At 58.8% G+C, this 13223-nt stretch carries 11 protein-coding genes and 1 tRNA gene; 7 read left to right on the top strand and 5 right to left on the bottom strand.

The window, feature by feature from the left end:
• Positions 1-6: 6 nt before the first annotated feature.
• Positions 7-1494, bottom strand: a complete 1488-nt coding sequence (locus JQS30_RS09600; RefSeq protein WP_213170069.1) for a choice-of-anchor A family protein — start codon at positions 1492-1494, stop codon at positions 7-9.
• 126 nt (positions 1495-1620) lie between these two features.
• Here JQS30_RS09600 and JQS30_RS09595 point away from each other — a divergent pair, with 126 nt between their 5' ends.
• The gene (locus tag JQS30_RS09595) at positions 1621-2112 is read left to right on the top strand and encodes a PaaI family thioesterase (protein WP_246497845.1); all 492 of its coding nucleotides are present in this window, start codon (positions 1621-1623) and stop codon (positions 2110-2112) included.
• A gap of 329 nt (positions 2113-2441) precedes the next feature.
• Here the strand turns inward: JQS30_RS09595 and JQS30_RS09590 are convergent, their stop codons facing one another.
• Entirely contained in the window at positions 2442-2624 is a 183-nt protein-coding gene (locus JQS30_RS09590; RefSeq protein ID WP_213170068.1) for a hypothetical protein, read from the bottom strand.
• Between the two features lie 243 nt (positions 2625-2867).
• Between JQS30_RS09590 and JQS30_RS09585 the strand changes: the two genes are divergently transcribed.
• The 3 genes from JQS30_RS09585 (at position 2868) to JQS30_RS09575 (ending at position 7468) form a co-directional block, all read left to right on the top strand.
• Positions 2868-4004 (top strand): citrate synthase/methylcitrate synthase, encoded by a 1137-nt coding sequence (locus tag JQS30_RS09585; RefSeq protein ID WP_213170067.1) that lies wholly within the window; start codon positions 2868-2870, stop codon positions 4002-4004.
• A gap of 183 nt (positions 4005-4187) precedes the next feature.
• Positions 4188-6248, top strand: a complete 2061-nt coding sequence (gene pta, locus JQS30_RS09580) for a phosphate acetyltransferase (RefSeq protein ID WP_213170066.1) — start codon at positions 4188-4190, stop codon at positions 6246-6248.
• Entirely contained in the window at positions 6245-7468 is a 1224-nt protein-coding gene (locus JQS30_RS09575) for an acetate/propionate family kinase (RefSeq protein ID WP_213170065.1), read from the top strand. The genes pta and JQS30_RS09575 overlap by 4 nt, the downstream gene beginning before the upstream one ends.
• Before the next feature lie 65 nt (positions 7469-7533).
• Here the strand turns inward: JQS30_RS09575 and JQS30_RS09570 are convergent, their stop codons facing one another.
• Positions 7534-7965: an SsgA family sporulation/cell division regulator gene (locus tag JQS30_RS09570; RefSeq protein ID WP_213170064.1), complete on the bottom strand. Its 432-nt coding sequence runs from the start codon at positions 7963-7965 to the stop codon at positions 7534-7536.
• Positions 7966-8658: 693 nt separating this feature from the next.
• On the opposite strand from JQS30_RS09570, the gene JQS30_RS09565 reads away from it, so the two are divergent.
• Both JQS30_RS09565 and JQS30_RS09560 read left to right on the top strand, forming a co-directional pair.
• Positions 8659-9138: an NUDIX hydrolase gene (locus tag JQS30_RS09565; protein ID WP_213170063.1), complete on the top strand. Its 480-nt coding sequence runs from the start codon at positions 8659-8661 to the stop codon at positions 9136-9138.
• A gap of 783 nt (positions 9139-9921) precedes the next feature.
• Positions 9922-11616, top strand: coding sequence for a proline--tRNA ligase (locus tag JQS30_RS09560; RefSeq protein ID WP_213170062.1), 1695 nt, complete (start codon positions 9922-9924; stop codon positions 11614-11616).
• A gap of 56 nt (positions 11617-11672) precedes the next feature.
• On the opposite strand, the gene JQS30_RS09555 is transcribed toward JQS30_RS09560, so the two are convergent.
• The gene (locus JQS30_RS09555) at positions 11673-11975 is read right to left on the bottom strand and encodes a hypothetical protein (protein ID WP_213170061.1); all 303 of its coding nucleotides are present in this window, start codon (positions 11973-11975) and stop codon (positions 11673-11675) included.
• A 405-nt stretch (positions 11976-12380) separates the two neighbouring features.
• Here JQS30_RS09555 and JQS30_RS09550 point away from each other — a divergent pair, with 405 nt between their 5' ends.
• On the top strand, positions 12381-12854 hold the full coding sequence (locus tag JQS30_RS09550) for a tyrosine-type recombinase/integrase (RefSeq protein ID WP_213170060.1): 474 nt from the start codon (positions 12381-12383) through the stop codon (positions 12852-12854).
• A 66-nt stretch (positions 12855-12920) separates the two neighbouring features.
• Here JQS30_RS09550 and JQS30_RS09545 read toward each other — a convergent pair.
• Positions 12921-12995, bottom strand: a tRNA-Val gene (locus tag JQS30_RS09545).
• Positions 12996-13223 lie beyond the last annotated feature (228 nt).

Raw genomic sequence — 13223 nt, 5'->3', positions numbered from 1 at the left:
CCTGGGTTAGGCCTTCTCGTCGGTGAATGATTCGGCCTGATCGAAGCCGTCTTGGTCTCGGCGGCGGATGGCCAGCAGCACAGCGGTTCCAGTTCCTAGCGCCAGTGCTCCGACAGTCACGCCCAGAGCGATATTGGCTCCCGTGGTAGGCAGTACCCCGATGGCTGACTTGGTCGGCTTATCGATGATCGGATCCTTGGTGGGGTCCGTCGTCGGGTCCGTCGTCGGATCGGTCGTCGGGTCCGTGGTCGGGTCCGTAGTGGGGTCGGTGGTCGGATCGGTGGTCGGATCGGTGGTCGGGTCCGTAGTGGGGTCGGTGGTCGGATCGGTGGTCGGGTCCGTAGTGGGGTCGGTGGTCGGATCGGTGGTCGGATCGGTGGTCGGGTCCGTAGTGGGATCAGGATCCGACTCGCAGTCAGGCAGGTCCCCATCGAAGGGATAGCTGTGGAACTCCTCGCCACCGGTTCCAGGTGGGCTGGTGTGCGTCAAGCTTCCCGCAGTGAAGAAACGACCGTTGACGCCAGCAGTGCTGACGGTCGTCATACTCGCCTGTGGCCCGACGAGGACGGAGCCTTCGAACTGAGACCTACCGCTGAGCGTCACCTCCTGGCTATCGGGAAAATTCCACAGGATGTGGTGACGAAGCCCGGCCCAGCTACTATCGAATCCGCCGGTGGTGCGGATGATTGGCATGTCACCGTAAACATTGATCAAGACGGTAGCGCCCTCGGGAATGCCTTCGAACGCGATATCAGCGTCCGCGACGTCCGCCGGAGGTAGCTCCGCATCTATCTCGAAGACCTGCAACATCGATGCGCCATCACCAATGAAGGTCACGTCACCCCACGATTGGACCTGGACGGTCCCAGTAGAGGGACGTCTTTCGGTGTCCACATAGGCATAGCAGGTGCTGGCGGACGTCAAGTTGTCGCGGATGTGAACGTATGGCTCGATAGCCGCGGAATCCTGGATGGCGGTGGGATCAGAGGTGCCCGGCCCGGTGAAATCGTTGCCATATATCAGCTGGCCAGTGTTGCCACCAGCTCCATCGGTACCCAGTAGGCGTTGCCCGTCCGCTACCGAAATATCGTTTCCCACGACAAGATAGGGGCTACCGTTTGGCGGCGGTACTCGCGAACCCACTCCCACGGCACCGACGTTGTAAATAGAGCTTTGGCCGCTCTTGCTCATGTCAAAGTCGTTGAGGACCACGACTAGCCCTTCTGCCTCAGCAGCGCGTTCCCGTACTAGGAAATCACCGCCGACGTAGATGTTAATGGCTTCGTCGAAACCAGTGGGTGCGTCGCTATTGGGATCTGGCCACGTGTCGGGACAGTTTTCGCCCACACACGGACCCAGCCCGTCAGGCAAGGGGGCGGCCTGAGTTTGTGTCACCCACAGCAACCCCGCAGTGGTAGTGGCGAGAGCAGCCGTGGCAATGCTCACGGCCGCGCGACGGAAAGATACCCGATTGTCCACACGTTCGGTAATCACACAAACACTTTAAGTGGGATTCTCGCTTTGGGCGTGGCTTTTGGAATTCTGCGTCCGAATTCTCGAGTTCGGTCGCTTCCCGAGAGTAATTGATTCATTCGCGTGTTTCACGCTAAGCTACCGAGCGTGAGTAGCAGAGAAACCCACGAGGTATTCCCCCCAGAGGCGGAGAAGATCTTTACTCCTGCCGCTATTAAGCAATGGTCAGAGGTCGGTGTCGATCTCGTTGAACTGATGAGCGCCGGTGCGCTCGGAAAGTGGATGGGGATTGACGCGATACGCGCTGATTCCACCGGTTCCGAAGCGCGCATGCCGGTCGAGGGCAACACGCAGCCGTACGGATTGCTGCATGGCGGGGCGACGGCCGCGTTGTGTGAGACGGTCGGTTCGGTTAGTGCGATGCTGCACGCCGGGCCTGGGAAAATCGCCGTCGGCGTTGACCTCAATATCACCCACCATCGGCCGGTGATGGACGGTTACATCGTCGCGAAGGCAACTGCGGCCCACCTTGGGCGCACCTCCGCTGTCTATGAAATCGTCGTCACCACCGAAGAAGAGGGAAAGCGGGTCGCGACGGCCCGACTGTCCTGTACGATCATGCCGGATCCAACCGCCTAAACCTCCTTATGATTCATTGCCACAGCGTCTCATCCCCACATTCGCTTGTGGACTCAAGTGTGGGTTTGGTCGATCCGTGCCGCGCCGCAGCGGTCATATCCGCCCCGCAACTTGTGGCAAAGCCGGAAAATCGGTAGCCCCCACGAGGATTGACCGAACCAATCGCACACTGACCAGATCGCTTATGCCCCCGACGTCACGTCGGGGGCATAGTCATGACTAGCTCAACTCAGGGATGTAAGTGCGTTTGTAGGTTTCATTCCACTTTCATTGTTGACTTCATTCAAGTCGATAGGTGACCTGCAAGACCATTCCTTCTCCGATTTTTGTCATCCCGCTGTGGCATTGGAGGCATAGCCCCACAAAATAATGGCGGCGATAGCGGCCACCACCAGCCACAGGGTCAATTTCCGCAACTTGTGTCGGGCCGATGGGGAAAACCACATGATCGCGGCCACCAGCAACAACACGCCAACCGCTACCCCAGGAGCAGCATTCAAACCCTCGTTCATTCCGCTATGATGCCAGGCGGTCAAAAAGCTATGACTAACAACACCCAGACCTACCGTCTGGTAGCGCTCGGTATGCAAACGGGGCTACTCTTTTTTCTTACGATCCCCTGACCAGAGCCCGTCACGTCGAGTCTCGACTCTCACAGAGAGCGCCGTGGCACTAACGTAAGGGTCGCAACCACAAGACCCAGTCTTGCGTAAACATTGTCTTCGGAAAATACTGCCTGACCAATGGAGGTCCCCATGACGGAGTTCATCGAAGTACCCCGCGGCCTAGATCGTGTGATCGTGGCCGATACCGTTATCGGGGATGTCCGAGGTGAAGAAGGCTTCTATCATTACCGCCAGTATTCGGCCATTGAACTGATCGAAAAGTGCAGCTTTGAAGAAGTCTGGTACTTGATGTTCAACGGCAAGCTGCCCAACGCCGCAGAGCTGGCCGATTTCACCAAACGGGTCGCACCCTACCGCCAGCCCAGCCCCGCCCTAGCTGAGCTTCTCCCCAAACTCGCACACGCCAAGCCACTAGATGGCATGCGGACCGCACTCTCCTTTGCCTGCGCCGAGCGTGGCATGAAGCCCGTGTATGACATTGACGAGGACTCTCGCCTCGACGACGTCCTCTTTGCCTCCGCCCTCGTGCCCACCATCCTTACCTCCCTGTACCGGTACAGTCAGGGACAAGAGGCCATTGCCCCCCACGATGACCTGGGATACGCGGCCAACTATCTCTACATGTTGACCGGGGAGAAGCCCACCGAGGCCCACGCCCGCGCCATTGAGGCCTACCTAATGTCGACCATCGACCACGGTTTCAACGCCTCCACCTTCACCGGCCGTGTCATCGCCTCCACGGGAGCCGACGTCGGAGCATGCCTGACCGGCGCCATCGGCGCTCTCTCCGGGCCGCTGCACGGGGGCGCACCGTCACGGGCACTGGACGCCCTTGACGCGATTGGTACCCGCGACAACATCGACACCTGGGTACGCGGCGAACTTGAAGCCGGTCGTCGCATGATGGGCTTCGGGCACAACGTCTACAAGACCGACGATCCGCGCTCGGTCATGCTGCGCGGCGTAGCCACCGACCTCGGTGGAGACTTGGTCGAGTTTGCCAAGCAGGTCGAAAAGCGCGTCGTGGAGATCCTCGCCGAAGTGAAACCGGGTCGCAGCCTGTACACAAACGTCGAGTTTTACGCGGGCGTCGTCATGGAACTGTGCGGTGTGCCGCGCGACATGTTCACCCCCACCTTCGCCTCCTCCCGGGTGGTCGGTTGGTCGGCGAACGTCTTGGAACAAGCTCGCGATTCCAAGATCATTCGCCCCCGCGCCCGTTACACCGGAACGCCCGCCCCGCAGCCGGTCGAACGACCAGAGTAAACGCGGGCTTCACCAGCCTGAGTGCCACTGCCATGTATTCGTTGGCTTGTGACACCCCATAGCTTTTAAGGCGAGACCCAGTCGGGGTCTCGCCTTAAAAATTATGAGACTGTGGTGAGAAAGTGCCGTGATTCGTAGCGCAGAAGCCCTGCGCCACCCCGCCCGGGCCGATACGCTCAATTCGTGGCTCAAAGTCTGTATCTGGCAAGTCTCGACGCCTCCAGCGGTAAGTCCGCCATCGCGCTAGGCGTCATGGAACAGTTGACCAAGCAAACCGGTTCGGTAGCGGTGTTTCGCCCCATCGTGCGCGACGAGCACCCCGAATCCGGCGACCCCATCATCACGCTCCTGCGGCAACGCTACCGACTCGGCGACCACTACGCCGACTCCGTCGGAGCCACGTACTCACAAGTACGCGCCAACGGCAAGAACGCGATGTCCAGGATCGTCGAGCGCTACCACGCCCTGGCAGCACGCCACGAGGCCATCCTCATCGTCGGTTCCGACTACACCGACGTGGCCAACGTGGTCGAATTCGGCTTCAACACCCAAGTGGCCGTCAACCTAGCGGCCCCCATGCTCATGGTCGTCACCGGCTTCAACCGCTCCCTGACCGACATCGAGGCCGCGTGCCGGTTCGGCGTAGACGAGGCCAAAGCCGCACACGCGACGATCTTGGGAACGGTCATCAACCGAGTAGACCCTGAGCTGGCCGACCAAGTCGCCGCCGCCCATCCTGAAGCCGACGTCATAGTGGAACGTCCCAAACTTGAAGCGCCCACCGTCGCCGACCTCATCGAAGCTGCCGATGGGCACTTGCTCTCCGGCGACACGGAAGTCCTCTCTCGCATCATCACCGATGTCGTCGTCGCCGCGATGACACTGCCGAACCTGCTCAACCGACTCTCCGAAGGCAAAGCCGTCATCCTCCCCGGCGACCGGTCCGAGGTGCTCCTAGGACTGCTCGCCGCGCATCAGGCCGAAGGCGTCCCGTCCCTATCGGCGGTATTCCTCACCGGAGGCATGCGCCCGCCGCCACAAGTGCTCGACATTGTCAACGGTATGGACTCACGCCTTCCGATCATCCTGGTAGACCGGGACACCTTCGAAATGGCAGTTCTCGCTGGGGGAGTGCACGGCACGCTCCTGGCTGGCGGTGACAGCAAAATTGCCACCGCGCTTGACGCGTTCGCCTCTGGAGTGGACTCAGAACGGTTGCTCTCACAGATGCGACTGACCACCTCCGAGGCAGTCACCCCGCTGATGTTCGAACACCGAATGCTGGAACGAGCACGCAAGCTCGAACGCCACATCGTGTTGCCCGAAGGGGCTGAGCCACGCATCATCAAGGCAGCTGACATGCTGCTGCGACGCAACGTCGCCCGCCTGACGCTATTGGGGGAAGAGTCAGCGATCCGCCAACAAGCATCGGAGTTGGGCGCCGACATCGACCAAGCCCGCATCCTCAACCCCGGCGACCATGAAATCCGAGAACGTTTTGCAGCCGAATACGCAAAGCTGCGATCTCACAAAGGAGTCACCGTCGACCAAGCCATGGATGTGGTCACCGACGTGTCCTACTTCGGCACCATGATGGTCCACACCGGAATGGTCGACGGCATGGTGTCCGGGGCCGTCCACACCACCGCCCACACGATCCGCCCCTCCTTTGAAATCATCAAGACCAAACCGGGGACGTCGGTGGTCTCCTCAGTGTTCTTCATGTGCTTGGAAGACAGAGTTCTCGTCTACGGCGACTGCGCCGTCAACCCCAACCCCACCGCCGAACAACTCGCCGACATCGCCACCTCCTCAGCCCACACCGCTGGCATGTTCGACATCGAACCACGAGTGGCGATGCTGTCGTACTCCACCGGAGCATCGGGACAGGGCGCCGAGGTCGACAAAGTCCGGGAAGCGACCGACCTCGTCAAAGCCACGCACGCCAACCTGGCCATAGAAGGCCCGATCCAATATGACGCGGCCGCGGACGCCTCGGTGGCGGGCACCAAACTTCCCGACTCTCAAGTAGCCGGTCGAGCCACTGTCTTTATCGTCCCGGACCTCAACACAGGCAACAACCTCTACAAGGCTGTGCAACGTTCCGCCGGTGCTATCGCCGTCGGCCCGCTGTTGCAGGGGCTGCGCAAGCCCGTTAACGACCTCTCGCGTGGCGCGACCGTGGTCGACATCGTCAACACGGTCGCACTGACGGCCATCCAAGCCGGGGAGGAAACCTCGTGACGACAGCCAACCACACCAACCAGCACGTCCTTGTCATCAACTGTGGATCGTCCTCACTGAAGTATCAGTTGCTCAACGCCGACCACACCACAGAAGCCCTCGCCAGCGGCCTCATCGAACGCATAGGCCAAGCACAGTCGACACTCACCCACCGCCACGGCAGCCACAAGCGCCGCATCGAGCAAGCCATACCCGACCACGCCGCCGCGCTCGATGCCATGCAAGCGGCCTTTGTCGAAACCGCAACCCCACTATCGGAAACAAACCTCGTGGCTGTCGCCCACCGAGTAGTCCACGGAGGAGAAAAATTCGTCGCCCCCGTCCTGGTCACCGACGAAGTCGAAAAAACCATCGCCTCCCTCATCCCACTCGCTCCACTGCACAACCCCGCCAACCTCCAAGGAATCCGCACCGCGCGAAACATCTTTGACAACTTGCCACAAGTGGCCGTCTTCGACACGGCATTCCACTCCACGATGCCCGAACACGCCCGCACCTACGCCGTTCCACGCCAATGGCGGGAGCAATACGGCGTACGACGCTATGGATTCCACGGCACCTCCCACTCCTATGTCTCCCGAGAGGCCGCACGGATTCTGGGCCGCGACGTAGCCGACTGCAACGTCATCGTCGCCCACCTCGGCAATGGCGCATCCATCTCCGCAGTCCAAGGCGGACGATGCATTGACACCTCCATGGGAATGACCCCACTAGAGGGGCTCATCATGGGAACCCGTTGCGGAGACATCGACCCAGCACTGATTTTCTATCTCCACCGGCAAACCGGAGCGAGCTTCGAAGAACTCGATCAGACCCTCAACCAGAAGTCCGGAATGGCGGCGCTGGCCGGGGAGTCGGACATGCGTGCCGTGGAAGCGGCGGCTGATCACGGCGATGCCGATTCACAGATGGCATTGGAGGCCTACGCCTACCGTATTCGCAAGTACATTGGCGCGTATACGGCCGCGTTGGGGCGGGTCGACGCGGTGGTGTTCACAGCTGGCATTGGGGAGAACAGTCCGGGTGTACGCGCCCGCGTCCTCGATGGACTCTCCGGGCTGGGAATTGAGATTGACCAGGAAGCGAATCACACACCTGGGACAACGGTCATTTCCACGGCCGTGTCGTCCACCAAGGTGTTGGTGATTGCGACCAATGAGGAGTCTGAGATCGCCCAGCAAGCAGTGGCTCTCGTGCGCCACATGCCGGATGCCGACTAGGGGAGTAAAAGGGGGAACGAACGAATCGTTCCCCCTCTGCGGCGTGTGAATAAAGCTGGTGACTACTAGCAGTCGGTGAGCAGCCGCGCCACTGTTTGGTCCACATTGACATACGAACTTTCCCGACCACGTTGCACGAGGCTGTAACTGCGGCGTAGGAACCGTTGGACAACGCTGCGCGACACTTCGAACAGAGCGTTGCCGTCGGGAGAGGACAGGGCCAGGGCGACAGAGTCGCCTCGTGGAGTCGTCCACGGCCACACCCTCACATCACCGATCCCGGTCGGTTCGTCAAGCCCGCAGGCCAACAATTCGCGGGAGAATGACCAGCTGACCTGGTCCGAAGATGACCCATCTGGGTGAAACATGACGTGGACCGCATAGGGGTCGTCAGGCTCGTAGCGGAGACTCGCGCGGACGCTGACCGTCGCAAAGTCGGGCGCGACCAGGCGCATCGTGGTATCTATATCGACCGTCGTCGAACGTGCAGTCCCCATGGCCATTCCCCCCAGTGTTCCGGTCAAATCCCCCCGGATGCGACCGACAACTCAGCCACCGCCTCGCTGATAGTGGGCCCAGCGGAAGCGATGAACACCTCATAATTAGATCTACCATTCAAAACCAAGTGACGTTAGATGATCGGCAATACAGACCCGGGCGCGTTCCGGCGATATTGGGGCAAACAACATCAAATTGGCCCTGTCGGGTATCTGTCAGTAACCGAATAACATCCATGTCGTTTCACAAAAGAGGGTAAGATGGGCTTGCCTCCAGCTGTATCCCCATGCTGAATCCAAACACACTCTTAAACATGGCAACCCGGCGTCAGCGGTAGCCCAGGCTCCCTCGCCGCCGTGAATCCCGCTCCATGTGTGAACCTGGCGGAAGTGGGAGCGACGCCCCCGTGCAGGCGAACGTCGCTGCCCGCAATGTCTATATTTCCCGATCCTGTCAGGTCCGCGCCTGGTTTCTGTCGTACTGCCATGCGATATCACCCAGAAGGCGTACACAGTTTCGGTAAACGCCCTTCGATCGTGGCGTCCGTCCAGCAAATCCTGGCCTAGGGGACAAATGTGGTTCATGCGATGGCTCTCCTGGCCGGCAATCCAACTGGCAGTCACCTGAGAACCGTTGACGTAGAACTATGGCGGGGCATACCGCCTCATGCCCAGCATTGCCGGTAGGGCCGAATGTCGCCGCGAATTTGCCACCTCACCGTATCCACCATCGTGTTCAATGAGCGCCTAGATACTCTCCTGATCTTCCACAATAAGTTGAACCTGTGGCTATACCCAGGTGGACACTTGGAGGCGAATGAGGACCCGGCCGAAGGGGCTCTGCGCGAAGTTCTTGAAGAGACCGGAGTTCGGGCGACACTCCTACCTGAACGGCTACCCCAATACCGCAAAGTCATCGTCCATCATGCGCCATGGGGCATTCTGAAGATGCCTGTCGACGACAAGCAGGCGGGGCCGCACAACCATATTGACCTCGTATACGTGGCTAGATCTGAACAAACGACCGTCATCGCCAAGGCGAGCGAAGTGTCACAAGCGATGTGGGCCGATAGCACGCTGCTCCACAAACTTCCGACGCCTGTGGGGTTTGCGCCCATGGTGGACGATGCCGCAGGCTGGGCCAAACTGAACTGTCCCACGATCGACGAATGACGACTCACTTGTTAGGCCAGAGATATGCCTGACATCAGCATAGGTCAGAAACGTGTCAAGGATTGTTGGTGGAACTTCATTCGGGTTGGCAAGGGCCCCGGATTTGGCGACAGAGAAGCCCCACACCAAACGGTGTGGATCCTCTCGGGCTGGTGGACCTAACCTACGCTTGTTTGAACCTAAAACCCCAGGTCATAAGCGCGCTAAAATCGATTCTTGACCCCGTAAACCGTCAGATTAACCGTCCTGACCCCATAAACCCTGCGGATAATCAGACGCGACCTCTACCGCCGAAACGGCATAAACTTATCCGACGGTTTGGTCAAGATGTTTTGGACCAGATAGTGCGGGAAAAACTTGATGGTGCCACGTATTCTGCGCTAGTTCTAAAATATGAGGTGAGCCAAAGTAGCCTCAAATGCCTAACGCAGACTGGTAGAATGGCATTGAGGCTCCTGGAAGCGACTTGTTTCGACGCTTGTTGTTCTACCAGGAGCCTTTCCCTTGCCCCACAACAGGACCACGAACCTCAGCTCGATCCCCAACACTCACCCAGGATGAAAACACCTCAGTGAGAACAACGATGAGGACCCAATGTCCAACTGGACTAAAGATCACGGTACCGCCTATATCAACCAGTCAGAGAACCAGTAGCTTTCAGGTGTAGGCATTCACCGACACTGTCGTACTTCCTCGCCCTATGAAATGCAAAAATGGGTGGAAGAGTCGTGAGCCAGTGGGTAGCTTGGGGGTTTTCTCACTCATCCAGGAGGGAACTAGGTTATGAAATGGTCGAACTTGTACGCGCCAACGCTGCGGGAGGACCCGGCAGAAGCCGACGCCGCGAGCCACCGGCTGCTCGTGCGCGCTGGCTACATCCGCCAGCTACAAGCTGGGCACTACAGCCTCCTGCCGCTTGCGGTGCGAGTACGAACCAAAGTCATGGCAATCGTTCGAGAGGAGCTCGACCGCATTGGCGCCCAAGAATTCCTGACTCCCGTCATGCACCCAGCCGCGCTATGGCAGCAATCTGGACGGTGGGATGTCATGGGGCCCAACCTCTTTCGCCTAAAGGACCGCAAAGGTGCCGAACAGGCCCTCGGCGTCACCCATGAGGAAGTCTTTACGTCACTGGGAACCGAATTGCGTTCCTACAAGCAACTGCCACAGATCTGGTACCAGTTCCAAACCAAATTGCGAGACGAAGCACGCCCCAAAGCAGGGCTCATGCGGGTCCGCGAATTCACCATGAAGGACTCCTACTCTTTCGACGTGGACGAAGCGGGACTGGACACCGCATTTGACGCCCACAAACGGGCCTACCACCGAATCTTTGAACGACTTGGCATCCCCGTGCTTGCCGCCGATGCCTCCAATGGCTCTATGAGCGGGAGTGGATCCACCGAATTCGCCTGCCCAGCGGCAGCCGGTGAGGATATTGTGATGAGCTGCCCCGCGTGCAAATATGCTGCTAACACCGAAAAGGCGACGTCCCAATTGGAACCCATCGCGGATGAGCCAACTACTGACAAAGCAACGGCCTTCGACACTCCGAACGTACGCACCATCAATGACCTTGTGCAGCGCTTCGACGTGCCCGCTGTTCAGCAAATCAAGACCCTGGTGTACTTCCTCGATGGGGAACTCACGCTCGTACTCATGCGTGGCGACCACGGACTAGTGGATCAGAAACTTCTGGACTCCACTGGAGCGATCGACATGCGTCCCGCCGACGACGCAGAAATAGTTGACGCCATGGGCGCTCACGCGGGAAGCCTCGGAGCAGTCGATGTCGACAAATACCCCATCATCGCTGACAGCTCATTGGCAGGTCGCACCAATATGGTCACTGGCGCCAATCGCGACGGACAGCACCTGCGAGGTGTCGATATGGAACGCGACATCACGGTGAGCCAATGGGCGGATTTGCGCGAAGTCACCCAAGGTGAACCATGCCCAACGTGTGCCACCCCACTTGACGCCGTGCGCGCGATCGAAGTCGGCCATATCTTCAAGCTGGGCCGTAAATACACCGACGCATTTGGCGTGACAGTGCTGGATGTCAATGGCAAAGAAGTCACGCCGATCATGGGCAGCTACGGGATCGGTGTCGAACGAGCTATCGCTGCCGCGGTTGAAGTTCACCATGACGACAAAGGAATCGTCTGGCCCCTGTCTATAGCCCCTTACTCGGTGGCGGTTGTGATTCTGGGCAAGGACGAATCCGTTGCGGCCGTGGGAGAAGATCTCTACGAGCGCTTGTCGAATGACGGCATTGAAGTACTGCTCGACGACCGCAATGAACGGCCTGGTGCGAAGTTTGCCGACGCGGAGCTGGTGGGTATTCCGTATCGCGTCACGGTCAGTAAGCGCGGCATTGACTCAGGCACTGCCGAAATCACTAACCGAGCGAACGGTGAGACCGAAGTAGTGGAACTGTCGAAACTGGCGGAGGTTATTAAAAGCGCAGTTGACTAGAGTCGACGATCCTAAATGGCGGTTAGTTGCCTTTGATCAGCGCAACTAACCGCCATTTAGATTTCGAAGATCTGGTCGACTAGATGCAGAGGCGCTTCCCAATTGCCACTGAAGTCAGAATCAACATCGTTGCCTTGGTTTTCTCGGACCTTCAATGAGAAATGCCCGATAAAGCCACCATCCTGCCACGCTCCCATGACAAAGGTTGCCTGGCCGATACAGTTCTCGTTGCCGTTGAGGCATAGCTCTCCATATGCCGAAGTCGTCGGTTGCAGCAGCGGAGACAGGTGGGTGGATGAACCACGCTCGTAACAGCTGTCGTCCAAACTAGACTCGGACTCACGCGACGTGATTTGCATGCTCACCATCACGTTCGAACCCTGGTGCGGTTCCGCAACTGGAAGTTCCGATGTGGTTTCTCCGCTGGCGGAGATTATGCAGGCGTCTTCCTATGGATAGAACTTGGGAGCGAACTTTTGGTCGGCCTTTGTGTTCACCGCCGCCTCATTCGCTTCAACTCCCTGATTACACAGGTGCTTTACTTCGTCAGGGGTTTCCTTACCTTCCAGGTCCGCGAAGTTACGCAGTCGATCTCCGGTGAATAACTGATACACCGAACTCAATGTTGGTATGATCTGTCGGTTGAATTCGTTCTCTTGAGAGGTATATGAATTGACGTTGATGCGGTTACCGGAGCCGGGGGCGAACGTCGTGAGAATGAAGTGGCGTTTACGGACGTAAGCGATGGAGAATGACGGTTCAACATGCTCGGGAATCAACTCCCTGAGCCACTTATGGCACTGCTTCGGGAAGCCAAATCTGAGCAGCCTAGGGATGATGAGTTGGTATGTCCGGCTGCGACTGGGTCACCGCTGCGGCGCACAAACTTCCGCAAACAGATCTGGCGACCGTCCCTGGTCCGTGCGGGCCTTCTCGGCGAGGTCTTCGAGATCGGTGAAAACCAATGGGAAGGCGTCTGGAGACGTGACGGTGAGGTGTTCTCAGAGATCTTCCCTAGCGAATATGAGGCGGTGGCTACGGTGGCATTGCGTGAGGAAGGTGGGCTGCGTTTTCACGACCTTCGCCATTCTTACGCCACGTGGCTGGTCACCGCCGGAGTCCCTGTCAACATCGCACAACGTCTACTCGGGCACGCTCAGGCGTCGACGACCCTCAACCGATACACCCACGTCATTGCTGATGATGGTGATGATGTGCGGAACATCTTCGATGGTTAGAAGGCTGCTCGCTGACTCTCTGCTGACTAAACGCCCCTTAACTCAGTTGTCAAGGGGCGTTTTTTATGGTGGTCGCTACTGGGATCGAACCAGTGACCCCTACCGTGTGAAGGTAGTGCTCTCCCGCTGAGCTAAGCGACCCGAACGATTTGAAACTTTACCCGATGTGGTCGGGTGTTCCAACGCCGGGGTCGCGCGAGCCAAGTCTGGCAAAGCGGACTAGGCGGTGTGGAAGAGGCATACTCCGGACACGGACCAACCGCAGGTCAGCGACGGATGCGAGGTCAGGCCGCAAGGCCATTGAATCGACTAGAGAAGTGCTGACTTCCGCCATATAGAGGTTCTGGAGGGTGGTTTCGGGACGTCGAC

The sequence above is a fragment of the Natronoglycomyces albus genome, from assembly GCF_016925535.1.
GTDB classification, from domain to species: Bacteria; Actinomycetota; Actinomycetes; order Mycobacteriales; family Micromonosporaceae; genus Natronoglycomyces; species Natronoglycomyces albus.
This window is presented reverse-complemented; position numbering and strand designations above follow the sequence as displayed.

Coding starts and splice junctions, on each gene's coding strand:
- JQS30_RS09585 (WP_213170067.1), top strand. CDS start 2,868: ATGACGGAGTTCATCGAAGTACCCCGCGGCCTAGATCGTGTGATCGTG.
- JQS30_RS09565 (WP_213170063.1), top strand. CDS start 8,659: ATGTCGCCGCGAATTTGCCACCTCACCGTATCCACCATCGTGTTCAAT.
- JQS30_RS09550 (WP_213170060.1), top strand. CDS start 12,381: ATGCTCGGGAATCAACTCCCTGAGCCACTTATGGCACTGCTTCGGGAA.
- JQS30_RS09570 (WP_213170064.1), bottom strand. CDS start 7,965: ATGGGGACTGCACGTTCGACGACGGTCGATATAGATACCACGATGCGC.
- JQS30_RS09555 (WP_213170061.1), bottom strand. CDS start 11,975: ATGCAAATCACGTCGCGTGAGTCCGAGTCTAGTTTGGACGACAGCTGT.
- JQS30_RS09590 (WP_213170068.1), bottom strand. CDS start 2,624: ATGAACGAGGGTTTGAATGCTGCTCCTGGGGTAGCGGTTGGCGTGTTG.
- JQS30_RS09560 (WP_213170062.1), top strand. CDS start 9,922: ATGAAATGGTCGAACTTGTACGCGCCAACGCTGCGGGAGGACCCGGCA.